Raw genomic sequence first — 23,656 nt, 5'->3', positions numbered from 1 at the left:
GAAACAGGAATTCGGGTTGCGATGAAGAACGGGGTCGTCATTGTCGGTGCGGGTCATGCGGGCGTGCAAGCGGCCGCCAGCCTGCGCGAGGAAGGCTATGACGGGCCTGTCATACTGATCGGCGACGAAACCGATCTGCCCTATCACAAGCCGCCGCTGTCGAAGACCTTCATCAAGGACGCCGATGCCAAGCCGCAACCCTTGCGCGGCGAGGCCTTTTACACCGGCAGCGCCATCGACTTCAGGCCGGGCGTCCGAATCGACAGCATCGATACGGCAGGCCGCAAGCTGGACATAGCGGGCGGCGGCGTGCTGCCGTTCGACCGGCTCATCCTGGCCACCGGTTCGCGGCCGCGGCTTCTGCCGCTGCCGGGCGCCGACCTCTCGGGCGTGCTGTCGCTGCGCTCGATCGCCGATGCGCGGCTGATCCGCGCGCTCAGCGCCCAAAGCGAAGACGTGGTCATCCTCGGCGGCGGCTTCATCGGGCTGGAGATCGCGGCAACGCTGAGGGCCGCCGGCCGCAACGTCACCCTGGTCGAGGCTGTCGACCGGCTGCTTGGCCGCGCCGTGGCGCCGGTGGTGGCGAGCCATGTCCGCCAACGGCTGGAGGCGATCGGCGTGCGTATCCTCACCGGCACCACCATTGCCAGGCTGGAAGGGGAAAACCGCCATGTCTGCGCTGCCATCACCTCCACCGGCGAAAGGCTGCCCGCGCGCATGGTCATCGTCGGCATCGGCGCCGTGCCGAATGTCGAACTTGCGCAGGCTGCCGGACTGACTGTCGCCAATGGCATCCGCGTCGACCAACAGATGCGCACCTCAGTGCCTGATATTCTGGCCATCGGCGACGCCGCTTCCTACCGCCACTGGTCGACCGGCGGCGACGTGCGGCTGGAATCGGTGCAGAACGCCACCGACCAGGCGCGGCTTGCCGCACGCACGATCACCGGCCATACGGACGCCTATGCGGCGGTGCCGTGGTTCTGGTCTGACATCGGCGACATGAAACTGCAGATGGTCGGGCTGACCTCGGGCGGCGACAGCCATGTCGTGCTGGGCGACCTCGCTGAGAACAAGTTCTCGATCTACCACTATGCTGGAAGCCGGCTGCTCGGCATCGAATCCGTCAACAGGCCGGGCGACCATATGCTGGGCCGCAAGATGCTCGGGGCCGGGTTTTCGCCGATGGCGCAGACGATTGCTGAGGGACCTGACGGGCTGAAGGCTGCACTGGCAGCGTTCCAGCAGGATGAGCCGGCACGGGCTGCGGGCTAGACGCACTTACCCTCCCCCTTGTGGGGAGGGTCGCTGCGAAGCAGCGGGGTTGGGGTCGGCGCGAGGCCCCCCACCCGGACCTGCGGTCCGACCTCCCCACAAGGGGGAGGTAGGGTTTTGCGCTAGGCAGCGCAGACTTCGCGGATCGAGCTTTCCAGAATGTCGAGCGCCTCGTTCATGACATTGTCCTGGATGGTGATCGGAGCCAGGAAACGGATGACGTTGCCGTAGACGCCGCAGGTCAGCAGGATCAGCCCCTTGTCGAGCGCCTTCAGCCGGATCGCATTGGCGATCTCGGCCGACGGCAGGCCCCTCTTGACGTCGTTGAGCTCGACCGCGTTCATGAAGCCGAGACCCCTGATGTCGACAATCTCGGGCACATCGTCGCGGATCGACTGCAGCCGCTGTTTCAGCCGGGCGCCCAGCGTATTGGCGCGGTCGCACAGCTTTTCGTCCTCGATTACGTCGAGCACGGCGTGTGCTGCGGCGACACCGATCGGGCTGCCGCCATAGGTGCCGCCGAGCCCGCCAGGACCGGGCGCATCCATGATCTCGGCGCGGCCGGTGACCGCCGCCAGCGGGAAGCCGCCGGCCAGGCTTTTCGCCATGGTGGTAATGTCGGCCGCGACCTCATGATGATCCATGGCGAACATCTTGCCGGTGCGGGCAAAGCCGGTCTGCACCTCATCGGCGATCAGCAGCATGCCGTGCTGGTCGCAGAGCTTGCGCAGCGCCGTCAGGAATTCGCGTGGCGCGTCGTAGAAGCCGCCCTCGCCCTGGACCGGCTCGATGATGATGGCGGCAACGCGAGCCGGATCGACATCGGCCTTGAACAGTTTGTCGAGTGCGACCAGCGAATCGGCTGTAGACACGCCGTGCAGCGGCACCGGAAACGGCGCGTGGTAGACGTCGCCCGGCATGGCGCCGAAGCCGACCTTGTAGGGCACGACCTTGCCGGTCAGCGCCATGCCCATGAAGGTGCGGCCGTGGAAGCCGCCGGCAAAGGCGATGACGGCTTGGCGGCCAGTGGCGTTGCGGGCGATCTTGATGGCGTTCTCGACCGCTTCAGCACCCGTAGTGACGAAGATGGTCTTCTTCTCGAACTTGCCGGGCAGCATGCCGTTCAGCCGTTCGGCCAGCCTGACATAGCTCTCATAGGGCACGACCTGGTGGCAGGTATGGGTGAAGCGGTCGAGCTGTGCCTTGACCGCCTCGATCACCCTGGGATGGCGGTGGCCGGTGTTGACGACGGCGATACCGGAGGAGAAATCGATGTATCGGCGGCCTTCTACATCCCAGATCTCCGAATTCTCGGCGCGGTCGGCATAGATCTGCGTCGTCATGCCGACGCCGCGCGAGATCGACTGGTTCTTGCGCTCAGAAATGGCTGCGTTCTTCATTTCGTCCCTCATCGGGCCGACGCCCGTTCTCGTTAGATGAATGCCAAGGCCTCTTCTGACCTTATTTCACGTTTTCCTCAAGTTGGCACCGCCGCCGGGCGATTGGGCCTGTCGTCGATGCGGGCCACTTCGACAGACCGGTCTTAACCAGCCGACCGATACACGTACGGGGCAGTCCGTGACAGCTCACCCGTCACCGGGAACGGCGAAGCGATCCCGCTCGCCGCGGTGGCGAACTTCCGCTACGACCTCGAACAGCCGACGGTGTGGCGGCGAAACCGCATCCCGACGATCACCGTTCGCGCAGGCCTCGTTGGCGACGTGCTGCCGGCCACCGTCGTCAACGAATTGAAGCCGTCGGTCGACGCCTTCATCGCCAAACTGCCGCCCGGCTATTCCGTTGCAACCGCCGGCTCGGTCGAGGAAAGCGCCAAAAGCCAGGGACCGATCGCAGCGGTGGTGCCGCTGATGCTGTTCGTGATGGCGACCATCCTGATGATCCAGTTGCAAAGTTTTCAGCGACTGTTCCTGGTCGTGGCGGTGGCGCCGCTCGGCCTGATCGGCGTGGTCGCGGCCCTGGTGCCGAGCGGCGCACCGCTCGGCTTCGTCGCCATTCTGGGCGTCCTGGCGCTGGTCGGCATCCTGATCCGCAACTCAGGTGATCCTGATCGTGCAGATCGAGGATCTGGTGGCCGAGGGCCAAGACCGCTGGGAAGCCGTGATCGAAGCGACCGAGCACCGCATGCGGCCGATCGCGCTGACGGCCGCGGCCGCCAGCCTAGCGCTGATCCCGATCGCGCGCGAAGTGTTCTGGGGCCCGATGGCCTACGCCATGATGGGCGGCATCATCGCCGGCACGGCGATCACGCTGCTGTTCCTGCCGGCGCTTTATGTGACGTGGTTCAGGATCAAGGAGCCTAAGCAGGGGGACGAACCATCTGTTCCGGAGAACGGCGAACTGGCGCAAGACCCCGCTTAAGGCTTTGCCGGATCATTCGTTATCGTTAGAGGGTTCGGGGCGCGATTTCGCTCGCTGCCATGGCGATGATTTTGACGTCCGCCAAGCATGCCAGCCTTTTGGCAAGTCGGCCAATGCCAGGATGCTTTCATCCTGCTGCACCACCTCTTGCAGGCCAACGAGCATTATCTCGCGTTCATCCCAATCTCGAGAGTCGCTGCTATAGAATTGCCAACTGCCCCCTTCATCGTTGTAGTTCTCGTCATCGTCAGCTTCATGCACAACGTATGCGATCCAGTCGCCCCGTTTGAATATGCTCTTGTCCGATAGCACCGCGACATTGGGCGGATCTGCAAACTTCCATTCTTCCATGGAATTCCCCAAGCGATTATTCTGCGGAACAAACTAGTTCACGCCGTCCGAACAAACCCCTCGCTCGCCCTAAGCAAATTGCGTGTGTAATCCTTCTCCACGCGGTGCCCGATCAGCTGGCCCGCCGTCAGGTTCTCCACCGCTTCGCCATTCTGCATCACCATCAGGCGCTCGCACATATGGGTGATGATGGCGAGGTCGTGGCTGACCATCAGGAAGGTCAGCTTGCGCCGACGGCGAACCTCTTCCAGCAGGTTGAGCACTTCCGCCTGCACCGAAGCGTCGAGCGCCGAGGTTGGTTCGTCGAGCAGCAGGATCGACGGTTCGAGGATGAGCGCCCGCGCGATCGCCACGCGCTGACGCTGACCGCCGGAGAGCTGGTGCGCGTAGCGGAAACGGAAACCGTTGCCTAATCCGACCTCGTCGAGGGCGCGCTGGATGCGTTGCTCGCCATCGGCAAAGCCGTGAATGGCGAGCGGCTCCTGTAGCAGGCGGTCGACGGTCTGACGCGGGTGCAGCGAACCATAGGGGTCCTGGAAGACCATCTGCACTTCGCGATAAAAAGCCTTGTCGCGTCGCGCTCCCAGCGTCTTGCCATTGACCGTGATAGTACCGGATGCGACAGGCACCAGGCCGGCAATGGCTTTGAGCAGCGTCGACTTGCCGGAACCGCTCTCGCCGACCAGGCCGAAGGATTCGCCGGACTTCACCTCGAGGTTCGCCCCTTTCAGCGCGCGAAAACGGTCGAACACCACCTCCAGCCCTTCAATCGAAATGGCTGGCGTCATGCCGCCCACTCCGGCTTGCGGTCGAGCACCGGCAGCGGGTGGCGTTCGTAACCGATCCTGGGCATGCAGTTGAGCAGGCCGCGCGTGTAGGGATGCTGGGCGTCGCGCAGCTCCGACGCCTTGAGCTGCTCGACCACCTTGCCGGCATACATGACGATGACGCGGTCGCAGAAGGAGGCGACCAGCCGCAGATCGTGCGAGATGAAGATCAGACCCATGCCGCGCTCACTGACCAAGCGGTCGAGGATGCCGAGCACATCGAGCTGAACGGTGACGTCGAGCGCCGAGGTCGGCTCGTCGGCGATCATCAGTTCCGGTCCGGCGATCAGCATCATTGCGATCATGGCGCGCTGGCCCATCCCGCCGGACACCTCGTGCGGATGCAGGTCGAAGACACGCGAGGGATCGCGGATCTGCACAGCTTCCAGCATGGCCAGCGCCCGCTCGCGCGCTTCGGCCTTGGAGACCTTTTCATGCGTGCGCAGCGTCTCGACGATCTGGCGGCCGATGCTCATCACCGGGTCGAGCGAATATTTCGGATCCTGCAGGATCATGGCGATGCGTTTGCCGCGCAGCGCCCGGCGCTGGCGGGCGGGTATGTCCAAAAGATCGATGCCGTCCAAGGCGAGCTTCTTGGCCGAAACCAGAGCCTGCGGCGGCGTCAGCCCCATGATGGCGCGGCCGGTCTGCGACTTGCCGGAGCCGCTTTCGCCGACAATGCCCAGCCGCTCTCGGCCGAGCGAGAAGGTGACGCCGCGCACCGCCTGGATGAGGCCGGTCCGAGTCGGGAAGGTGACGCGCAGGTCGTCGACATCGAGAAGTGCACCGCTCATTGGTCACCACTCATTGGTCGCCACTCCGGGGATCGAGCGCATCGCGCAGGCCGTCGCCCAGCAGGTTGAAGCCGAGACTGACGATCAGGATGGCGAAGCCGGGCGCGCCGGCCACCCACCATTGGTCGAGCACGAAGCGACGGCCGGACGCGATCATGGTGCCCCATTCCGGCAGCGGCGGCTGCGCGCCGAGGCCAAGGAAACCGAGGCCGGCGGCGGTGAGGATGATGCCGGCCATATCGAGCGTCACCCGGATGATCAGCGAAGAGATGCAGAGCGGCATGATGTGGCGCAGCACGATGCGGAACGGCGAGGCGCCCATCAATTGCACCGCCTTGATGTAATCGGAATTGCGCACGGTCATCGTCTCGGCCCGCGCAATTCGCGCGTAAGGCGGCCACGAGGTGATGGCGATGGCCAACACCGCGTTTTCGATCCCGGGGCCAAGGGCGGCGACAAAGGCCAGTGCCAGGATCAGCTTGGGGAAGGCGAGGAAGATGTCGGTAATGCGCATCAGAATGGCATCGGTCCAGCCGCCGGCATAGCCGGCGACGGTGCCGACCAAAAGGCCGATGGGGGCTGCGATGACAGCGACAAGAATGACGACATAGAGGGTCCAGCGTGAGCCAAAAAGAATGCGCGAATAGATATCGCGGCCGAGATCGTCGGTGCCGAACCAATGCGCCGCACTCGGCGCCAAAAGCCGCGCGTTCTTGAGATCGCCGATGGTCGGCGAATAGGGCGCCAGCACATCGGCAAAGGCGGCGACCAGCAGCAGCGCGATGATGATGAGCAGGCCGAGAAACGCCAGCCGGTTGGCGGAAAAGCGCCGCCAGGCGACATAGGCGCGGCCGAGCCTTGCCTGCATGCGCGAGGCCGGCCGATCGCTGAGCAGCCAATCGCGGCGCGTTTGGATTGCTTCGGCGCTCATCCTGTCTTCGTCCTCGGATCGAGCACCTTGTAGAGAACATCGGACAGGAGATTGATGCCGATGAACACCGAACCGATGACGATGGTGCCGCCGAGCACGGCGTTCATGTCGGCGTTCTGCAGCGAATTGGTGATGTAGAGGCCGATGCCGGGCCAGGAGAACACCGTCTCGGTCAGCACCGAACCTTCGAGCAGCCCGGCATAGGACAGCGCGATCACCGTGACCATCGGCACCGCGGCGTTGCGCAGCGCATGGCCCCAGATGATTCGCGTTTCAGACAGGCCCTTGGCGCGCGCGGCGACGATGTATTCCTGCGACAGCTCATTCAGCATGAAGGAGCGCGTCATGCGGCTGATATAGGCGAGCGAGAAATAGCCGAGCAGCCCTGCCGGCAGGATGATGTGGCGGTAAGCGTCGTAGAAGACGTCCCACTGGCCCTGCAGCGCGGCGTCGAGCAGGTAGAAGCCGGTGATCGGTGTGAATGTGTACTCGTAGACGATGTCGAGGCGGCCGGGAAAAGCCACCCATTGCAGCTTGGCGTAGAACAGGACAAGCCCCAGAAGCCCGATCCAGAAGATAGGCACGGAATAGCCGATCAGGCCGACAATGCGAACGATCTGGTCGATGAGACTGCCGCGTTTTACCGCTGCCAGCACGCCGAGCGGCACGCCGATCAACGAGCCTATCAGAGTGCCCAAAGTCGCCAGTTCGATCGTTGCCGGAAAGGCGCGGCGGATGTCGGTCATCACAGGATTGGTGGTCAGCACAGAGGTGCCGAAATCACCGTTCAGCGCATGTTTGAGATAGATATAGAATTGCTCGATCAACGGCAGGTCGAGCCCCATCTCGCGGCGGGTGCGCTCGACGACATTGGCCGGTGCGCGGTCGCCGAGCACCGCCAGGACCGGATCGATCGGGATGACGCGGCCGATGAAAAAGGTCACCGCGAGCAGGCCGAGATAGGTGGTGACGGCGATGACCAGGAAGCGGCCGATCGCCAACAAGATAGCGACGGCGCGGGCGCTTCCCTGCCCCGCCGTCGCCTGGTTTTCAATCGCGCTCATCAGGGCGCGTCCGCCGGCGCTATTCCTTGGAGACCGGGCCGACGAAGTTGGTGTCGAAGCTCGGACCGAGCGCAAAGCCTTTCAGGTTTTTGCGCAGGCCTGCCACTTCCAATTGCTGGTGGATGATGACGAAGGGGCTGGTGTCGAGGATCGTCTTTTCAAGGCTCTTGTACATATCGGCGCGCTTGCCGGCATCCTTCTCCAGCAAGGCTGCTTCGGTCTGCTTTGTCAGGTCCGGGATGTCCCAGGCATTGCGCCAGGCCAGCGTCTTGGTCTTGCCTTCATCCGAATTGTCCGGGTTTGAGGCAAAGGTCTGGGCGTTGGAGTTCGGATCGAAATAGTCCTGGCCCCACTGGCCGATATAGATGTCATGATTGCGGGCGCGGTATTTGGTCAGCGTCTGCTTGCCGTCGCCGGGGATAATTTCCAGCTTGATGCCGGCTTGGCCAAGCGTCTGCTGGATCGATTCCGCCATGCCGGTGGTCGGCTGTCCCGTGCGTACGTCCATGGTTACACTGAAGCCGTCGGCCAGGCCGGCCTTGGTCAGCAGTTCCTTGGCCTTGGCGACGTCGAACTTGAACGGATTTTCGTCCAGTTCGCCCAGCACGCCCTTGGGCAGGAAGGTCTGGTGAATCTCGCCAATGCCCTTGAGGATGGTCGTGCTCAGCGCATCGTAGTCGACCAGATATTTGAACGCCTGGCGAACCTCGGGCTTGGCGAGGTTCGGATTCTTCTGGTTGAGGCTGATATAATAGACCGTGCCCTTCGGCGCGCTGGTCGTGGTGAGATCGGCATTCTTGGCGATGGCGTCGAGATCGTTCGGCTCGAGGTTGCGGGCAACGTCGATGTCGCCTGCTTCGAGCGCCAGGCGCTGTGCCGAGCTTTCCTTCATGTTGCGGTAGATGACGCGGGCGAGCTTGGCCTTCTCGCCATTGTAATTGTCGTTGCGCTCGAGCACGACGACCTCATTGGCCCGCCATTCGCGCAGCTTGTAGGCGCCGGAGCCGGCATAACCGGTCTTCAGGAAGGCGTTGCCGAAATCGTTGTCCCATTTGTAGTCGGCACTCGGCGTCACCGCGGCGACATGTTCCTTGACCAGCTTTGCGTCGACGACCGAAGCGACCGTTGCCGACAGGCAGTTTAACACGAAGCTCGGCGCATAGGCCTTGTCGACGGTGAACTGGAAGGTGGTGTCGTCGACGGCCTTGGCCTTGTCGGCAACATTGTCGCCGCTGATGCCGAACTGGTTGATGATGAATGCCGGCGGCTTGTCCAGCTTGATGGCGCGCTCGAAGGAATAGGCGACATCGGCCGCGGTCAGTGGATTGCCCGAAGCGAACTTTAGGCCAGCCTTGAGCTTGAACGTATAGACCAGGCCGTCGTCGGAAACGGTCCAGCTCTCGGCAAGGTCGCCCTTGACCTTGGAGGTGTCGCTGAGGTCGAGGCGGACCAGCAGATCATAGGTGTTGCCGGTGACTTCGGCGGTCGACAGCTCGAACGCTTCGCCCGGATCCATGGAGATGATGTCGTCGATGGCAAAACCTTCGACCAGCGTGTCGGCGGGTGTCACGGCGAAGGCAGGCGCGACGCCAATGAGCAGAGCGGACATGGCAGCACCTGCGAGCCAGACGCGCGAACGTAGAGCAAACTTTTCCATCATCATGATGATTGTTCCCTGTTTTGTTGATTGTTGACCCCGAGTTCCCGGCTCAGGGCTGCAGTAATCTTTTTCGCGGCCGGAGGACGACCGTTAGACCCCATACCGTGTTGATTTTTTTCCAGTTGGTCAACACCCTATCCGGCAGCCCTCCAACCGACAACGGGCATTTTGCGAGCCGGCATACTGGACCGGAATACGCTGTGCGCGTCGAAGCATGGGCGACCCAATTGCAGCCGCCGATGGGGAAAAATCTGCTCTTTTCGGTGTTACTTGATGGCAGCAACCAGATCGGCGTCGGGGAAGCAGGTGGCGGGGCGGCCGTTCTTTTCCTGCCAGCTGCCGATCGAGCGGCGGGTCTTGAAGCCGGGCAGGCCGTCGGCGCTGCCGACATCGTAGCCCTTGGCCTCCAGCGCCCGTTGCAGCGCGGCGATGTCGGAACGATGCAGGCCGCCAACCGCACCCCAGCTGCCGACGAAATCAGCATCGCCATGGGCGATGCGGTCAGCGCCATGGCCGATGAACAGGGCGTACAGGTCGCTGGTGTTGTACTGTTTCAGCACGTAGAAATTGGGCGTGGCGATAAAGGCGGGGCCGCTGCGTCCGGCCGGCATCAAAAGGAACCCTTCCCCCTTCAGTTCGTTGGCCGGAAAGGGTTTGCCGCCGACGCGGCTGATTCCCATCGCCGCCCAGGTTGAGATCTTCTTGCCTTGGTCGGGACCTTCGAGCGAGCAGGAAACGCTTTCCGGAACCGTCACCTCGAAACCCCAGCCACGCCCCTTCACCCAGCCATAGTGGACGAGATAGTTGGCGATCGAGGCCAGCACGTCCGGCGTCGAATTCCAGATGTCGGGGTGGCCGTCACCGTCGTAGTCGACGGCGTGCTTCAGGAACGAGGTCGGCATGAATTGCGGCTGGCCGAGCGCGCCGGCCCAGGACGATTTCATGGCGCCGACCGGCGCCAACCCATGCTCGACGATCTCGAGCGCCGCCAGCACCTCGGTGCGGAAGCAGTCCTTCCTGGTCGACATGAACGCCTTGGTGCCGAGAACCTCGAAGGCGTCGTAGGGCATTTTCGCCGCGCCGAAGCCGGTCTCGCGGCCCCAGATCGCCAACAGTATCTCGCCCGGGACACCGTAGCGCTTTTCGATCGCAGCAAGCGTCCTGGCGTTGGCCGCCTCGCGCGTGCGCCCGCCTGATGTGACGGCGCGCACCGTCTTTTCGGCGAAATAGGCGCCGGGCGAACCGAACTCGGCCTGATGCTGTTTTTGCGGAGTTTTGGGTTTCTCGCCGGGCAGGACGAGGTCGGGCAATTTGAGGTTCGGCTTCACGCCGTCGAAAGCGGCGTCGAAAGTGGATTTGGAGATGCCTTTGGTCTGGGCTTCCGGCCAGAGATCGGTTTGCAGCCAGGCGCGGAACTGGTCGTCGATTTTGGCGGCGGAGGCGGGGGCTACAAAAAGCAGGGCAACAAGGGATGCGAGAAGCGCAACGAGCGCCAATCCGAAAGATCCGCGTTCTGTCGCGCCCCCTTCTGTCCTGCCGGACATCTCCCCCTCAAGGGGGGAGATTGGCTGTCGCTTCGGTTTTCGCCAACCACCAGCGTTGAAAGAAGAATGCCGCCCGAGAAGCTGCTGATCTCCCCCCTTGAGGGGGAGATGTCCGGCAGGACAGAGGGGGGTGTTTGGCGCAAACCTCGAAGAATGCGAAGCTTTCATGTCGCACATCCTGCCCGCCAATTGCGTCAAAACGCCGTCCGCGAGCGCAAGGCCGCCGCCAGCGTCCCCTCATCCAGATAGTCGAGTTCGCCGCCGACCGGCACGCCATGCGCAAGCCTGGTGACCTTGATCTCGAAACCCGAGAGCTGGTCGGTGAGATAATGCGCCGTCGTCTGGCCCTCGACCGTGGCGTTGACGGCGAGGATCACCTCCTTCACCTCGCCGCCGGCGACGCGGTCGACCAGCGAGCGGACATTGAGCTGGTCGGGGCCGATGCCGTCGAGCGGCGACAGCGTGCCGCCGAGCACGTGGTAGCGCACATTCATGGCCGCCGCCCGCTCCAGCGCCCAGAGGTCGGAGACATCCTCGACGACGATCAGCGTCGAGGCATCGCGGCGCGGATCGGTGCAGATCATGCAAGGGTCGGAGGTATCGACATTGCCGCAGGTCGTGCAGATGCGCACCTTGTCGGCGGCTTCAGCCATGGCGGCGGCGAGCGGCGACAAAAGCTGCTCCTTCTTCTTGATGAGGTGCAGTGCCGCACGCCTGGCCGAACGCGGCCCTAGTCCCGGGACCTTGGCCAGGAGCTGGATCAGGCGTTCGATCTCGGGACCGGCGATTCGCTTCGACATCGCACTGATCTAGGATTTTTCCGCGCGCTTTGAAACATGCCGCATACGCACCGAGCCCGCCATGCTGCCATGGCGGGCTCGGAAACTGTTTTAGGCGTCAGTAGGCTGAGAGCGGCCGGGTTTGATCGACGATCATTGCGCCGATAGCGTCGGTGTTCTCAGGCGTCGACTGGAAGCCCATCGACGCTTCCTGCGTCGCCGATGGAACCGAGGTGATGTAGCGGGCGTTCAGCGTGCCGCCGAAACGCGAGGCATCCGGCTCGGCCATCGGCTCCTGCATCGCCACCTCCGTCTGCTTGGCGGCGACGCGGGCGCTCTTGGCGGGCGCCGCGGAAGCCGTCACATAGGTCTGCTCGGCCGGGGCACGTGTCGCCTTGGCTGCGCGAACCGCCGCGGCCTGCTTGGCAGGATCTGGACGGACAATGGTCTTCACCACCGGCTCGGCGTAGGCAACCTGCACCGGCGCTTCAGGCACAGGCGCGCGCGGCGTCCCCGAGGCAACCATGGTCGTGGATTCATCCGGCAGCGGCTGCCAGTTGCGGCCGCGCTTCTCGTAGAAGGCGTTGCCGCCGGCAACCATGGTGTAATGCATGTTCTTGTAGGGGAACCTCAGGCCGGCGGTGTGGAAGTACATCGTGTTCTTCAGCTTGGCCTTGCGCTCGCCCTTGAGCACCGCATCGGCGGCCTCCTCGACATCGGGCATCGCTTTCGAATTCATCGCCCGCGTCATCACGCCGGGCGCGAACTGGCCCGGTTCGCCAACCACTTGGCAAATGGTGCTGCCATGATTGCCGGAGCGCAGCCGGTTCATCACCACCGTGCCGACGGCGATCATGCCGTCACGGCTCGAGCGGTTGGACTCGAAGAACATCGCCCGCTCCAGGCATTCCTTCTCCTTCGGCGTGTTGCGGTAGGCGCGCGTCGAAAGGAAACTGGGCGTGATGGCGTCGGTCAGGCTGGCGACCGACAGGCCGTGCGAAGACGTGGTCTGGCTGCAACCGGCCAGGAACATAGGGGAGAAGATGATGCCGAGCAGAAGCGGCGTCTTCCATCGCGTCGCGATCAACAAAAATGCCTCATTGTCCAGATGCCAGCCCGCCCCGAGATGTGGCAAGAATGAGACTCTTAAAGGCAAAAAGATGGCTAAAGGATTAGCTTTCGTGCAGCATAGGTAAAACTTTATAAATGCCCAGATATGTCCGCGTGAACAAAGCCGGAGAAAGTCTTAACAACAGCCTCCGCAGCCGATTTCCCTTCATAATCAATTAACTGGTTGGAGCCGGCTCAGAACGGCAATTTCATTCCGGGCGGGATCGGCAAGCCTGCCGTCAGCGCCTTGGTCTTCTCCTGCATAATCTGCTCGACCTTATTTTTGGCGTCATTGTGAGCGGCCAGCAGCAGGTCTTCGAGAATCTCAACCTCGTCCTCCTTGAACAGCGACGGATCGATCTTCAGCGACTTCATTTCGAACTTGCCGGTCAGCGTGACATTGACCAGCCCGCCGCCCGCCTGCCCGCTTGCTTCAATCGTCGCGATCTCGTCCTGCATGGCCTGGAACTTGGCCTGCATTTCCTTCGCCTTGCCCATCAGGCCGAGAAGATCTTTCATGGTCGGGTCCTTTGCGGATTCGTGGCTATGGTCAGGTTTCGTCGTCGTCGGACGGCGGCTCGACCGGCGCTTCGGCCTTGTCGGTGTCGACTTCCGGCGCGTCGGGAATGCGCACGTCGATGATCTTGGCGCCGGGAAAGCGCGCCAGGATGGCGGCCACAGCCGGATCGCTTTTCGCGTCGGAGAAAGCAGTCTCGCGCCTGGTCGATTCCATCTCGGCCAGCGTTTGGCCGCCCTCTTCCTTCGACAATGACACCAGCCAGTTGCGGCCGGTCCAGGCCCGCAGCTTCGTCGTCAAGTCGTTCAGCAGCATCTTGGGCGCATCGGCGGTCAGGCCGACGTCGATACGGCCGGGCTCGATGCTCACCAGGCGAATACAGCTCTTGACCAGCACCTTGAAGGCGATGTCACGCTGCGCGTCGGCAAGAGCGACAATATCGGCCAGCGATTTCAGCGGCGGCGATTGCGGCTCCACGACCGGCTGCGGAGGCGCGACAAAGGCGACCGGGGGCGCGTCGACCAGCCGCATGATTTGCGCACCGGCTGGCCCGGACGGCACCCGGGTCTGCGCTACGGCGCTGGCGCCGCCGCCATTGCCGGCATTTACCGGCGCACCATTCGGGCGTGACGCACCACCGGACGCCGGAGCGCCGCTCTCCAGAGATTTCAGCGCCTCGTCCAGCGTCGGCAGGTCGGCGGCATGCGCCAGCCGGATCAGCATCATCTCGCCGGCGCTGACCGGTCGGTTGGACGACTGCACCTCGGGAATGCCTTTCAAGAGCATCTGCCAGGTTCGCGACAGAACCTTGACCGACAGCGTGCTGGCGAAGTCGGCGCCGCGGCGGCGCTCATCCTCGGACAGGGAAGCGTCGTCGGCAGCCGTCGGCACGAAGCGCAGCCGGGTGACGAGGTGGTTGAATTCGGCCAGATCGGTCAGCACGGCAGCCGGATCGGCGCCGGTGTCGTACTGGTTGCGGAATTCGGCAAGGGCGGCCGCCACATCGCCTTTCATGACATGTTCGAACAGGTCGACGATGCGGGCGCGGTCGGCGAGACCCAGCATGGCGCGCACCGCTTCGGCGCTGACGGCGCCGCCGCCATGGGCGATTGCCTGGTCGAGGATGGAGAGCGAATCGCGGGCCGAGCCTTCGGCGGCGCGCGCGATCATCGCCAGCGCGTCCTCGTCGACCGATATGCCTTCCTTGCCGGCAATCGAGGCGAGATGCGCGACCAGCGCGCCGGCATCGATGCGTCTCAGGTCGAAACGCTGGCAGCGCGACAGCACGGTGATCGGCACTTTGCGGATTTCGGTGGTGGCAAAGATGAATTTGACGTGCGGCGGCGGCTCTTCCAGCGTCTTCAACAGGCCGTTGAAGGCCTGGGTGGAGAGCATGTGCACTTCGTCGATGATGTAGACTTTGTAGCGCGCCGACACCGGGGCATAGCGCACGCGCTCGATAATGTCCCTGATGTCGTCGATGCCGGTATGCGACGCGGCGTCCATCTCGATGACGTCGACATGGCGGCCTTCCATGATCGCCTGGCAGTGCTCGCCCAGGAGGGCGAGGTCGACCGAGGGATGGTCGACCGTCGGCGTCTTGTAGTTGAGCGCCCGCGCCAGGATGCGCGCCGTCGTGGTCTTACCGACGCCGCGCACGCCGGTCAGCATCCAGGCCTGGGCGATGCGGCCTGTGGAGAAAGCGTTGGTCAAAGTGCGGACCATCGGCTCCTGGCCGATCAGTTCGGAGAAATTCGACGGACGATATTTGCGCGCCAGCACGCGATAGGCGACGGCCTTTTGCTTCTCCAGGGTTTCGGGGTCCGAATTTCCGGCTTCGCTCATTCGCCCGTAAAGCTCCAAAAGGCCGCGTCTCAGCGTAGCCGATTCCTGCTAATAGTCTCGCCCGCGCTGCAATGCGTCGTCAATGTCGCGAGAGGGGCCGATGAGGTGGGAGGCTGGAACAATGACCCGTTCCGGGCTCGTTAGGGCTGCTTCCTTCCGGACCTGACCCGGTTGGCGAGTGGATCGTCCACCACCAACCTCCCGCGTTCCATATCGGCAATTCAGCGATCAAATGCAAGGGTGCATTGAGAATCGGATGCCCGTGAACTCCGCCGCTCAATGAATCGCTTGCAGCCCCCGTGCAGCCGCTCTAGCGTCATGAGTTTGGGAATAATGCGAGAAGCGCAAGGGAAACGCCAATGCTACCGGGCCTCAAGGCCGGATTCACGCTCGACTCCAGGCTGGAGGCGGATAGCGAGCAGCTGATGTGGCTCGGCCTGTGCGAGCTCAGGGTGATGAACGATAGCCGCTGGCCATGGCTGGTCCTGGTGCCGCAGCGGCCGGGGGCCGAAGAAATCCACGACATGACGCCGCTCGACCAGGCGATGTTGACCTTCGAAACCAACATGGTGGCGCAGGCGCTGAAAAGAACCACGGGCTGCACCAAGATCAACACCGGCGCGCTCGGCAACATCGTTCGGCAATTGCATGTCCACGTCATCGCCCGCTCGGAAGGCGATCCGGGCTGGCCGGGGCCGGTGTGGGGGCACGGCATGCGCGAGCCCTATGAGCGTTCAGGCATCCGCCAGTTTGCGCAACAGATCAAGGCGGCGCTATAAGCCGCCTGTGTCCATTCCTAGACGTTCGAGCTTCCATGACCTTTCGCCTTTTTGACGCGCCCTTGCGCGAACCGAGCCAGTTCGTCGGCTTCGCCGGAAACACGATTGATCGGCAATCCGAGAACCGCGCCGACGATTCCGTCGAAAGGGCGTTAGCCGATCCCTCGGCACGTCTTCTGCCGATGCATGGCGGACGGCTGTATCTGAAATTGCACGATGGCAGCTTCGACCCTTGGTTCGATCTGGCTGAGAGCCAGAAGCTGCAGCCATCACTCGCACAAGGCGTGCTGCTTGGCTTTGCCGAGAGCGGCCCGGTACTTGCCGTGCCGGTCGGCCTCGATCCCGAACAGCTACCGGAGACCATGAAGGCGATCGATTATCGCTCGGTCTATATTCAGGGGCTGATCGACGAGGCGGCAGCGGGCGCGCTGGCGCAAGGCGCCGCCCTGCTTGCTTGGCATGCCACCCATCGCTTCTGCAGCAAATGCGGCCATGAATCGCAAATGCGGGCCGGCGGCTACAAGCGCCATTGCCCAAATTGCGGCACCGAGCACTTTCCACGCACCGATCCGGTGGCGATTATGCTGACGGCGACGCGGGAAAAATGCCTGCTCGGCCGCGGCCGACATTTCGGGCCCGGCATGTACTCGGCGCTTGCCGGCTTCATCGAGCCGGGCGAGACGATCGAGGCGGCGGTGCGCCGCGAAACGCTGGAGGAAGCCGGCATCCGGCTCGGCCGCGTCGTCTACCATGCCAGCCAACCCTGGCCGTTCCCCTATTCGCTGATGATCGGCTGTTTCGGCGAACCGCTCAATGACGACATCCAGGCCGATCTCAACGAGTTGGAAGATTGCCGCTGGTTTTTTCGCGACGAGGTGCGTTCCATGCTGGAGAGGACGCACAAGGACAATCTGGTCACGCCGCCGAAAGGCGCGATCGCGCATCATCTGATCCGCGCCTGGGTCGACAGCGAATAAGAGTTGTTATTTTACGCAATTCCGGACGGAAAACCGCTTCACACTTTTCCTGGAATGCTTAACGGGAGCAAAAAATGATCCGTCACACCGTGGTTTTCACCCTGAAGCACCCGCAGTACTCGCTGGAGGAAAAGCGGTTCCTCTCCGATGCCAAGCGCATTCTCAGCGCAATCAAGGGCGTCACCCATTTCGAGCCGCTGCGGCAAGTCAGCCCGAAGAACGACTATCACTTCGGCTTCTGGATGGAGTTCGTCGATCAGGCCGCCTACACCAGATACAATGAGCACCCGGACCACGTCGCCTTCGTGCGTGACCGCTGGATCCCGGAAGTCGAAACCTTCATGGAAATCGACTATGTGCCGCTGACCCTGCTGGTTTAGGGGAACCTTAGTCCGCGACCTTCCACTGCTCGCGCGACTCACTGGCGGGATAGACGCCCAGAATGCGCACTTCGCGCGAGAAGAAGCGCAGTTCGTCCAGCGCCAGCTTGACCAGCGGATCGTCGGGATGGCCCTCGATATCGGCGTAGAACAGCGTCGCGGTGAAGGCGCCCAACTGATAGCTCTCCAGCTTCGTCATGTTGACGCCGTTCGTGGCGAAACCGCCCATTGCCTTGTAGAGCGCAGCCGGCACGTTGCGGACACGGAACATGAAGGTCGTCATCATCTTGGTGTCGGCCGAGGGCCGTTCGGCCAATCGCTTGTCCTTGGTCAGGACGACGAAGCGGGTGACATTCGAGTCCGTGTCCTCGACATTTTTCTCGATGATGTCGAGGCCATAGAGTTCTGCGGCGAGCGCAGGCGCCAGCGAGGCCATGGTGCGGTCCTTGAGCTCGGAAACCAGCTTCGCCGAACCCGCCGTGTCGCCGGCAATCACCGGCTTCCAGCCATTCTTGCGGATGTATTTGCGGCACTGTCCCAGCGCATGGATATGGCTGTGCACGGTCTTGATCTCTTCGCGTTTGACGCCGGGCAGCACCATCAGTTGGAAATGGATCGGCAGGAAATATTCGCCGACGATGTGGAGTTTCGATTCCGGCAAGAGATGATGGATGTCGGCGACGCGGCCGGCGATGGTGTTTTCGATCGGGATCATGGCGAGGTCGGCCTTGTTGGTCTCGACCGCGTTGAAGGCATCCTCGAAGGTGGGGCACGGCAACGGCTCCATCGAAGGGAACATGTTGCGGCTGGCGGTGTCGGAATTGGCGCCCGGTTCGCCCTGGAAGGATATTCTGTTGGTCTTGTCAGGCATGCCGATATCTCAGGTTGAAGGTCTCAGGAAAGAATTTGTCGGGCGCGTTCGAGGTCTTCCGGCGTGTCGACGCCGAGCGGCAGCGATTGCACGATCTCGGCATCGATGCGCATACCGGCCTCCAGCGCCCGCAACTGCTCCAGCCGCTCGCGCCGCTCCAGCGGCGACGGCTTCAAAGCGACGAAGCGTTCGAGGGCTGAGCGCCGATAGGCGTAGAGGCCGACATGGTGATAGAGCGGCCCCTCGCCCCAGGGCGCGGTGGCGCGGGTGAAATAGAGCGCCTTCAGCCGCGTCGCCGACAACGGCGAACCGACGATCTTGACGACGTTGGGGTTGGCCTTTTCCTCGTCGCGGACGATCTCGACGCCGAGCGTGGCGATGTCGACCGCAGCGTCCTCGAACGGTTTCAGCGCCGCACCGATGATCTTGGGATCGATGGTCGGCAGGTCGCCCTGCACATTGACGATGGTTTCGACCTTGCGATCGGGGTCGAGCGCGGTCAGCGCCTCGAAGATACGGTCGGAGCCGGATTCGTGGTCGGTGCGCGTCATCACCGCCTCGAAACCGTGCGCGCGCACCGCTTCGGCCACGTTGCGCGTGTCGGTTGCCACCACCACCCGGCCAAGCCCAGCCTCAGCGGCGCGGCGGGCGACATGGACGATCATCGGCGCGCCGGCTATGTCGGCCAGCGGCTTGCCCGGCAGGCGCGTCGAGGCCATGCGGGCCGGGATCAGGATGAGCGTGGACATCGAGGTTGCAAGGCGTTCGAAAGAGGATGGGGAAAGTGGCAAAAGGTCTCACTGGAAGCGCCCTTATAGGTGTTGCAACGCCCAAGCAAAAGACCTAGTTTCCGCCCGATTTGACCGGCTCGACGGGGTGGGTCACGATACCGACGGACGGAGTGGACGGAGAGGTCCGCCGGAAAAGGGAGCCCTGGGGCGTATGGATTCCAACGAAGTCAACAAACTGCTCGCCGGGTTGCTTGGAACCTGTTTCGTCGTCTTCTCGGTCGGTTTGGTCTCCGACGCCCTGTTTGCCTCGCCGGCGCCGGAAAAGCCCGGCTTCGCCATCGAGGCGACGGAGCCTGCCGAAGGCGGCGCCGCCGGACCCGCGGCAGAGGCCAAGCCGATCGCCGACCTTTTGGCCACCGCCAATGTCGAGCAAGGTGCGGCCGTCTTTAAGAAATGCCAGGCCTGCCATTCCGGCGAAAAAGGCGGCCCCAACAAGGTCGGCCCGGATCTCTGGGACATCGTCGACCGCCCCGTCGCCGAGCATGAGGGCTTTGCCTATTCGGCCGGCATGAAAGAGTTTTCCAAGGGCGGCGCGGAGAAGTGGACCTATGACAACCTCAACCACTTCATCACCTCGCCGAAGAAATTCGTGAAGGGCACTGCGATGGGCTTTGCCGGCCTGCCGAAGGACGAGGACCGCGCCAACGTCATCGCCTATCTGCGAACGCTGTCGGACAGCCCAAAGCCGCTGCCGACGCCAGGTGCCGCCGCTGATGCAACCGCGCCGGGCAAGCCGGCCGAGGGTGCTGCTCCGGCCAAGCCGGCTGAAGGGGCAGCTCCAGCCCCTGCGACGCCGGCACCGGCGCCCGCCAAATAACCGAATTGTCATCTCCATGATCTCAAAAAAGCCGGGTTCAGCCCGGCTTTTTGTTAGGAAAATCGCATATGCGGCGACAAAGCCGCCGCATGGCGGTTTTCACCGGCGTCAAATCATTTAGGATTGCCGGGCATCGCGAAGAGGAGAACGCATGACGGTTGGCCGAACGCTTCTGAGGTCCTTTCTGGTTGTGGGCGCCCTCGCAGGCGGCCTGCAGGCAGCCTTCCCCCAGGAATGGCACACCACCTCTTCGCTGATCGGCCCCTCCAAATATGGCGAGAACTTCCAGCGCTACGATTATGTGAATCCGGATGCACCGAAGGGTGGCACCTACAATTCGGTCGTTTCCGGCACGTTCGACAGCTTCAATCCCTACATCGTGCAGGGCTCGCCGGCGGCCGGCCTGCAGCCATTTGGCGGCGGCCTGCTCTACGACACGCTCATGGATCAAGCGACTGACGAAGGCAGCGTCAGCCACCCGCTCATCGCCGATGCCTACAAGTACCCTACCGACTATTCCTCGGCCACCTACCGGCTCGACCCACGGGCGAAATGGCATGACGGACAGCCGATCACCACTGACGACGTGATCTGGTCGTTCCAGGTGCTGAAGGCCAACAGCCCGATGTACAGCCGCTATTTCGAAAACGTCACCGACGCCGTCGCTGTCTCGGACCGTGAGGTCGAGTTCCACTTCGACCAGAAGGGCAATCGCGAACTGCCCAAGATCCTCGGCGACCTTGTCGTGCTGCCCAAGCATTGGTGGGAAGGCACCGACGCCAATGGCAAGAAGCGCGACATCACCAAGGGGACGCTGGAGCCGCCGCTGGGCTCGGCTGCATACAAGATCGCCAGCTTCAAGGCGGGGTCGGAAATCGTCTGGCAGCGCGTCCCCGACTATTGGGGCGCCAAGCTGGCTGTGAAAATCGGTCGGGAGAATTTCGACACGCAGCACTTTACCTACATTCTTGACGACAACGCCTCCTGGGAGGCGTTCAAGAAAGGTGGCCTCGACGATATCAAGCCGGAAAACAGCTCGAAGCGCTGGGCGACATTTTATGATTTCGCGGCGATCAAGGCCGGCGATGTGATCAAGCAGGAGTTCAAGACCACCTCGCCCGAGCCGATGCAGGCTTTCATGCTCAACCAGAGACATAGGTTGTTTGCCGATCGTCTGGTCAGGGCCGCGCTCACCTACCCGTTCGATTTCGAATCGATGAACCGCACGCTGTTCTTCGGTTTCAACACTCGCACCCACAGCTATTTCCAGGGCACGGACCTAGCCTCCAGCGGCTTGCCGCAAGGCAAGGAATTGGAGATCCTGGAGAAGTACCGCGACAAGCTGCCGCCGGAAGTATTCACCCAGGAATTCAAGTTGCCGGTCTACGATTCGCCGCAGGCGGAGCGCAAATATCTGAAGCAGGCGGTCGACCTGTTCGCCCAGGCCGGCTGGGTGATCAAGGGCGGCAAGATGGTCAACGCCAAGACCGGCGAGCCATTCAAGTTTGAAATCCTAGGCTCGAATGAAACCGACCAGGTCATTTCCAGCCCCTGGATCGCCAATCTGCGCAAGATCGGCGTCGATGCGACACTGCGCATCGTCGACCCGAGCCAGTATACCAACCGCGTCAGAAATTTCGATTACGACGTCATCACAGGACAGCTCCAACAGTCGGAATCGCCCGGCAACGAGCAGCGCGATTTCTGGAGCTCCAAGGCCGCCGACACACCGGCATCGCGCAATTATTCCGGCATCAAGAACCCGGTCGTTGACGCCCTTGTCGACCGCATCATTTTTGCCACGGATCGCGATGACCTCGTCGCCACCACCCATGCGCTCGATCGCGTGCTGCTGTGGAATTACTATGTGGTGCCGCAATACTATCGCGCCGTTGTGTGGCTGGCTTACTGGAACAAGTTCGGCATCCCGGAAAAGCAGCCCGGCTACCGTGGCGCCGATATCGATTCCTGGTGGATCGATGCGGACAAGGAAAAGGCCCTGGCCGCCAAGTACAAGGGCAGCAATTGATGGCGGGGCTCCCTCGCCGCGATTTCCTGGCCCTCAGTGGCGCCGCGGCCGTTGCTGCGCTGCTGCCGGGCAAGGCTTTCGCCGCCAGCCCAACCGGCGTGAAACTGCATGGACTGTCGGCTTTCGGCGACCTCAAATACAAGCCGGACTTCACTCATTTCGACTATGTCAATGTCGATGCGCCGCAAGGTGGCGTCTTCAACTTCCTGCCGCGCAACTGGCTTGCCAACCAGACGCCGCTGACCTTCAACACGCTGAATTCGTTCGTTCCCAAAGGCGATTCGCCCCAGCGCACGGAGATGTGCTTCGATTCACTGATGGTGAGAGCGTACGACGAACCTGACGCCGTTTACGGGCTGATCGCTGACGGCGTGACGATTTCCGACGACCGCAACGACTTCACCTTCTCGCTGCGCCCGCAGGCCCGCTTCCATGACAGCACGCCATTGACGGCAGAGGATGCCGCCTTCACCTTCAAGCTGCTCAAGGACAAGGGGCACCCGTACTATTCCCTGCCGCTAACGCATCTGAATGACGCGATTGCCGTGGATGCCCACACGCTGCAGCTTAGGTTTTCCGGCAAGCAGACAAGCCGCACCATCCTCAACGTCGTCGAGTTCCCGGTCCTGTCGAAGGCGTTCTACACGGCCAACCCGTTCGATTCCTCGCAGATGAACCCGCCGTTGGGGTCAGCCGCCTACAAGGTCGGTCGCTGGTCGGCAGGGGCCTGGATCGAATATGAGCGTGTGGCTGATTATTGGGGCAACGACCTGCCGGTCAATCGCGGCCAGAACAATTTTCAGCGGATTCGCGTTGAGTTCTATCAGGACCGTAGCGTTGCCTTCGAAGCGTTCAAGAAGGGAGAAATCCTCTACAGGGAGGAATTCACCTCGCGCGTCTGGGCGACCGGCTACGACTTCCCAGCCTTCACTGCCGGCAAGGTGGTGAAGCACGAATTCCCGGCCGAAACGGTGCCTTCGATGCAGGGCACCGCCGTCAACCAGCGGCGCGAGCAGTTTCGCGACTCGCGCGTGCGGCAGGCGATCGGGCTGTGCTTCGACTTCGAATGGACGCGGCGCAATTTCTTCTACGGTTCCTATGAGCGCTCGCAATCCTGCTTCGAGAAATCCGAATTTCGCGCCGAGGGCAGACCGTCGCCACAAGAATTGGCTCTTCTTGAGCCGCTGCGTGAGCAGATTCCCGCCGAGGCTTTTGGCGAAGCCGTGATCCAGGACGCGTCGAACGGCTCCGGCCGCGACCGGCAGTTGCTTGGCAAGGCGGCCAAGCTTCTGGCCGAGGCCGGCTGGAAACGGTCCGGCAATTTCGTCGTGAACGACAAGGGTGGTCGGTTGTCCGCAGAGTTTCTTGTCGACGACGAAGTCTTCGAACAGGTCTACTCGCCCTGGGTCGAAAACATGAAGGCGGTCGGCATCGATGCCTCGATCCGGCTGGTGGATGCCGCGCAATATCAGCTGCGGCAGAATTCGTTCGACTACGACCTCGTCTCGGTCGCGGCCTCGTTTCCGGCGACGCCAACCCGTGATGACCTCGAAACCATTTTCCATTCGCGAGCAGCTACCGTATCGGGCTCTCGCAATCTGCCGGGAACGTCGAGCCCGGCCATCGACGCCCTGGTTGACGCCGCAGGTGCCGCCGAGGGTCGCGAAAGCCTGACAATTGCCATGCGCGCGCTCGACCGGGTCTTGCGTGCACGGAGGGATTGGATTCCAAGTTGGTTCCTGGCGAATCATCGAAGCGCCTATTGGGACATGTTCGGTTTTCCCGAGCGGAAACCCGATTTCGACTTCCCGGTCGAAGCGCTGTGGTGGGTCGACAAGGGCAAGGCGGCAAAAATTGGCAAAGGGTAGGCTGTTGCGCGGCACTTTACCCTCCCCCTCGTGGGGAGGGTCGGTGAGCACTTCGTGCGCAGCACGAA

At 62.7% G+C, this 23,656-nt stretch carries 21 protein-coding genes, 1 other RNA gene and 1 pseudogene; 8 read left to right on the top strand and 15 right to left on the bottom strand.

Going from position 1 to position 23,656, the window contains the following annotated elements:
* Positions 1-21 precede the first annotated feature (21 nt).
* Entirely contained in the window at positions 22-1,275 is a 1,254-nt protein-coding gene (locus tag AC3CCE_RS16170; RefSeq protein ID WP_023696740.1) for an NAD(P)/FAD-dependent oxidoreductase, read from the top strand.
* A 122-nt stretch (positions 1,276-1,397) separates the two neighbouring features.
* Here the strand turns inward: AC3CCE_RS16170 and AC3CCE_RS16165 are convergent, their stop codons facing one another.
* Complete coding sequence (locus AC3CCE_RS16165) at positions 1,398-2,675, bottom strand: 4-aminobutyrate--2-oxoglutarate transaminase (RefSeq protein ID WP_023738174.1); 1,278 nt, start codon at positions 2,673-2,675, stop codon at positions 1,398-1,400.
* Between the two features lie 195 nt (positions 2,676-2,870).
* Here AC3CCE_RS16165 and AC3CCE_RS16160 point away from each other — a divergent pair.
* A pseudogene (locus AC3CCE_RS16160) lies at positions 2,871-3,654 on the top strand (efflux RND transporter permease subunit); the annotation flags it as partial.
* A gap of 12 nt (positions 3,655-3,666) precedes the next feature.
* Here AC3CCE_RS16160 and AC3CCE_RS16155 read toward each other — a convergent pair.
* The 12 genes from AC3CCE_RS16155 to ffs all read right to left on the bottom strand — a co-directional run bounded on the left by AC3CCE_RS16155 (position 3,667) and on the right by ffs (position 15,278).
* A complete protein-coding gene (locus AC3CCE_RS16155) occupies positions 3,667-4,005 on the bottom strand; it encodes a DUF2185 domain-containing protein (protein WP_023696743.1) in 339 nt (112 codons plus the stop codon).
* Positions 4,006-4,043: 38 nt separating this feature from the next.
* Complete coding sequence (locus tag AC3CCE_RS16150; RefSeq protein ID WP_023669527.1) at positions 4,044-4,793, bottom strand: ABC transporter ATP-binding protein; 750 nt, start codon at positions 4,791-4,793, stop codon at positions 4,044-4,046.
* Positions 4,790-5,626: an ABC transporter ATP-binding protein gene (locus AC3CCE_RS16145; RefSeq protein ID WP_023669526.1), complete on the bottom strand. Its 837-nt coding sequence runs from the start codon at positions 5,624-5,626 to the stop codon at positions 4,790-4,792. The genes AC3CCE_RS16150 and AC3CCE_RS16145 overlap by 4 nt, the downstream gene beginning before the upstream one ends.
* 10 nt (positions 5,627-5,636) lie before the next feature.
* Positions 5,637-6,557, bottom strand: coding sequence for a nickel transporter permease (gene nikC, locus AC3CCE_RS16140; protein WP_023682024.1), 921 nt, complete (start codon positions 6,555-6,557; stop codon positions 5,637-5,639).
* Positions 6,554-7,621 (bottom strand): ABC transporter permease, encoded by a 1,068-nt coding sequence (locus tag AC3CCE_RS16135; protein ID WP_023669524.1) that lies wholly within the window; start codon positions 7,619-7,621, stop codon positions 6,554-6,556. The genes nikC and AC3CCE_RS16135 overlap by 4 nt, the downstream gene beginning before the upstream one ends.
* A gap of 19 nt (positions 7,622-7,640) precedes the next feature.
* On the bottom strand, positions 7,641-9,284 hold the full coding sequence (locus AC3CCE_RS16130) for an ABC transporter substrate-binding protein (protein WP_352623950.1): 1,644 nt from the start codon (positions 9,282-9,284) through the stop codon (positions 7,641-7,643).
* A gap of 263 nt (positions 9,285-9,547) precedes the next feature.
* On the bottom strand, positions 9,548-10,825 hold the full coding sequence (locus tag AC3CCE_RS16125) for a lytic murein transglycosylase (RefSeq protein WP_352623952.1): 1,278 nt from the start codon (positions 10,823-10,825) through the stop codon (positions 9,548-9,550).
* A gap of 194 nt (positions 10,826-11,019) precedes the next feature.
* Positions 11,020-11,625: a recombination mediator RecR gene (recR, locus tag AC3CCE_RS16120; RefSeq protein ID WP_023696745.1), complete on the bottom strand. Its 606-nt coding sequence runs from the start codon at positions 11,623-11,625 to the stop codon at positions 11,020-11,022.
* Between the two features lie 97 nt (positions 11,626-11,722).
* A complete protein-coding gene (locus AC3CCE_RS16115; protein ID WP_023736155.1) occupies positions 11,723-12,691 on the bottom strand; it encodes a cell wall hydrolase in 969 nt (322 codons plus the stop codon).
* A gap of 218 nt (positions 12,692-12,909) precedes the next feature.
* Positions 12,910-13,233 carry a YbaB/EbfC family nucleoid-associated protein gene (locus tag AC3CCE_RS16110; protein WP_023669519.1) on the bottom strand — a complete coding sequence of 108 codons (324 nt, stop codon included), beginning with the start codon at positions 13,231-13,233 and terminating at the stop codon, positions 12,910-12,912.
* A gap of 31 nt (positions 13,234-13,264) precedes the next feature.
* Positions 13,265-15,076: a DNA polymerase III subunit gamma/tau gene (locus tag AC3CCE_RS16105; RefSeq protein WP_352623955.1), complete on the bottom strand. Its 1,812-nt coding sequence runs from the start codon at positions 15,074-15,076 to the stop codon at positions 13,265-13,267.
* A gap of 105 nt (positions 15,077-15,181) precedes the next feature.
* An RNA gene (gene ffs, locus AC3CCE_RS16100) (signal recognition particle sRNA small type) lies at positions 15,182-15,278 on the bottom strand.
* 157 nt (positions 15,279-15,435) lie between these two features.
* Between ffs and AC3CCE_RS16095 the strand changes: the two genes are divergently transcribed.
* From AC3CCE_RS16095 to AC3CCE_RS16085, 3 genes are all read left to right on the top strand, one after another.
* Positions 15,436-15,855: an HIT domain-containing protein gene (locus tag AC3CCE_RS16095; RefSeq protein ID WP_023682032.1), complete on the top strand. Its 420-nt coding sequence runs from the start codon at positions 15,436-15,438 to the stop codon at positions 15,853-15,855.
* 35 nt (positions 15,856-15,890) lie between these two features.
* Positions 15,891-16,832, top strand: coding sequence for an NAD(+) diphosphatase (nudC, locus tag AC3CCE_RS16090; RefSeq protein ID WP_023715298.1), 942 nt, complete (start codon positions 15,891-15,893; stop codon positions 16,830-16,832).
* 74 nt (positions 16,833-16,906) lie between these two features.
* The gene (locus AC3CCE_RS16085) at positions 16,907-17,212 is read left to right on the top strand and encodes a Dabb family protein (RefSeq protein ID WP_352623958.1); all 306 of its coding nucleotides are present in this window, start codon (positions 16,907-16,909) and stop codon (positions 17,210-17,212) included.
* A 7-nt stretch (positions 17,213-17,219) separates the two neighbouring features.
* Here AC3CCE_RS16085 and AC3CCE_RS16080 read toward each other — a convergent pair whose 3' ends face one another.
* Together AC3CCE_RS16080 and AC3CCE_RS16075 are read right to left on the bottom strand one after the other, a co-directional pair.
* On the bottom strand, positions 17,220-18,083 hold the full coding sequence (locus tag AC3CCE_RS16080; protein WP_023692604.1) for a prephenate dehydratase: 864 nt from the start codon (positions 18,081-18,083) through the stop codon (positions 17,220-17,222).
* 23 nt (positions 18,084-18,106) lie between these two features.
* Complete coding sequence (locus tag AC3CCE_RS16075; protein WP_352510987.1) at positions 18,107-18,832, bottom strand: 3-deoxy-manno-octulosonate cytidylyltransferase; 726 nt, start codon at positions 18,830-18,832, stop codon at positions 18,107-18,109.
* A 193-nt stretch (positions 18,833-19,025) separates the two neighbouring features.
* Between AC3CCE_RS16075 and AC3CCE_RS16070 the strand changes: the two genes are divergently transcribed.
* The 3 genes from AC3CCE_RS16070 (at position 19,026) to AC3CCE_RS16060 (ending at position 23,588) form a co-directional block, all read left to right on the top strand.
* The gene (locus AC3CCE_RS16070; RefSeq protein ID WP_023688767.1) at positions 19,026-19,691 is read left to right on the top strand and encodes a c-type cytochrome; all 666 of its coding nucleotides are present in this window, start codon (positions 19,026-19,028) and stop codon (positions 19,689-19,691) included.
* 151 nt (positions 19,692-19,842) lie between these two features.
* A complete protein-coding gene (locus AC3CCE_RS16065) occupies positions 19,843-21,720 on the top strand; it encodes an extracellular solute-binding protein (RefSeq protein ID WP_023745252.1) in 1,878 nt (625 codons plus the stop codon).
* A complete protein-coding gene (locus tag AC3CCE_RS16060) occupies positions 21,720-23,588 on the top strand; it encodes an extracellular solute-binding protein (protein WP_023821514.1) in 1,869 nt (622 codons plus the stop codon). The genes AC3CCE_RS16065 and AC3CCE_RS16060 overlap by 1 nt, the downstream gene beginning before the upstream one ends.
* Positions 23,589-23,656: the final 68 nt, after the last annotated feature.

The organism is Mesorhizobium sp. P160187, from assembly GCF_057766425.1.
Note: the sequence above shows the minus strand (reverse complement) of the source record. Positions and strands in the feature narration are given on the sequence as shown.

Bases quoted from the DNA above. Each gene is read 5' to 3' on its own strand.
- AC3CCE_RS16170 (WP_023696740.1), top strand. From the start codon at position 22: ATGAAGAACGGGGTCGTCATTGTCGGTGCGGGTCATGCGGGCGTGCAA.
- AC3CCE_RS16165 (WP_023738174.1), bottom strand. From the start codon at position 2,675: ATGAAGAACGCAGCCATTTCTGAGCGCAAGAACCAGTCGATCTCGCGC.
- AC3CCE_RS16155 (WP_023696743.1), bottom strand. From the start codon at position 4,005: ATGGAAGAATGGAAGTTTGCAGATCCGCCCAATGTCGCGGTGCTATCG.
- AC3CCE_RS16150 (WP_023669527.1), bottom strand. From the start codon at position 4,793: ATGACGCCAGCCATTTCGATTGAAGGGCTGGAGGTGGTGTTCGACCGT.
- AC3CCE_RS16145 (WP_023669526.1), bottom strand. From the start codon at position 5,626: ATGAGCGGTGCACTTCTCGATGTCGACGACCTGCGCGTCACCTTCCCG.
- nikC (WP_023682024.1), bottom strand. From the start codon at position 6,557: ATGAGCGCCGAAGCAATCCAAACGCGCCGCGATTGGCTGCTCAGCGAT.
- AC3CCE_RS16135 (WP_023669524.1), bottom strand. From the start codon at position 7,621: ATGAGCGCGATTGAAAACCAGGCGACGGCGGGGCAGGGAAGCGCCCGC.
- AC3CCE_RS16130 (WP_352623950.1), bottom strand. From the start codon at position 9,284: ATGATGATGGAAAAGTTTGCTCTACGTTCGCGCGTCTGGCTCGCAGGT.
- AC3CCE_RS16125 (WP_352623952.1), bottom strand. From the start codon at position 10,825: ATGTCCGGCAGGACAGAAGGGGGCGCGACAGAACGCGGATCTTTCGGA.
- recR (WP_023696745.1), bottom strand. From the start codon at position 11,625: ATGTCGAAGCGAATCGCCGGTCCCGAGATCGAACGCCTGATCCAGCTC.
- AC3CCE_RS16110 (WP_023669519.1), bottom strand. From the start codon at position 13,233: ATGAAAGATCTTCTCGGCCTGATGGGCAAGGCGAAGGAAATGCAGGCC.
- AC3CCE_RS16105 (WP_352623955.1), bottom strand. From the start codon at position 15,076: ATGAGCGAAGCCGGAAATTCGGACCCCGAAACCCTGGAGAAGCAAAAG.
- AC3CCE_RS16095 (WP_023682032.1), top strand. From the start codon at position 15,436: ATGCTACCGGGCCTCAAGGCCGGATTCACGCTCGACTCCAGGCTGGAG.
- nudC (WP_023715298.1), top strand. From the start codon at position 15,891: ATGACCTTTCGCCTTTTTGACGCGCCCTTGCGCGAACCGAGCCAGTTC.
- AC3CCE_RS16085 (WP_352623958.1), top strand. From the start codon at position 16,907: ATGATCCGTCACACCGTGGTTTTCACCCTGAAGCACCCGCAGTACTCG.
- AC3CCE_RS16080 (WP_023692604.1), bottom strand. From the start codon at position 18,083: ATGCCTGACAAGACCAACAGAATATCCTTCCAGGGCGAACCGGGCGCC.
- AC3CCE_RS16075 (WP_352510987.1), bottom strand. From the start codon at position 18,832: ATGTCCACGCTCATCCTGATCCCGGCCCGCATGGCCTCGACGCGCCTG.
- AC3CCE_RS16070 (WP_023688767.1), top strand. From the start codon at position 19,026: ATGGATTCCAACGAAGTCAACAAACTGCTCGCCGGGTTGCTTGGAACC.
- AC3CCE_RS16065 (WP_023745252.1), top strand. From the start codon at position 19,843: ATGACGGTTGGCCGAACGCTTCTGAGGTCCTTTCTGGTTGTGGGCGCC.
- AC3CCE_RS16060 (WP_023821514.1), top strand. From the start codon at position 21,720: ATGGCGGGGCTCCCTCGCCGCGATTTCCTGGCCCTCAGTGGCGCCGCG.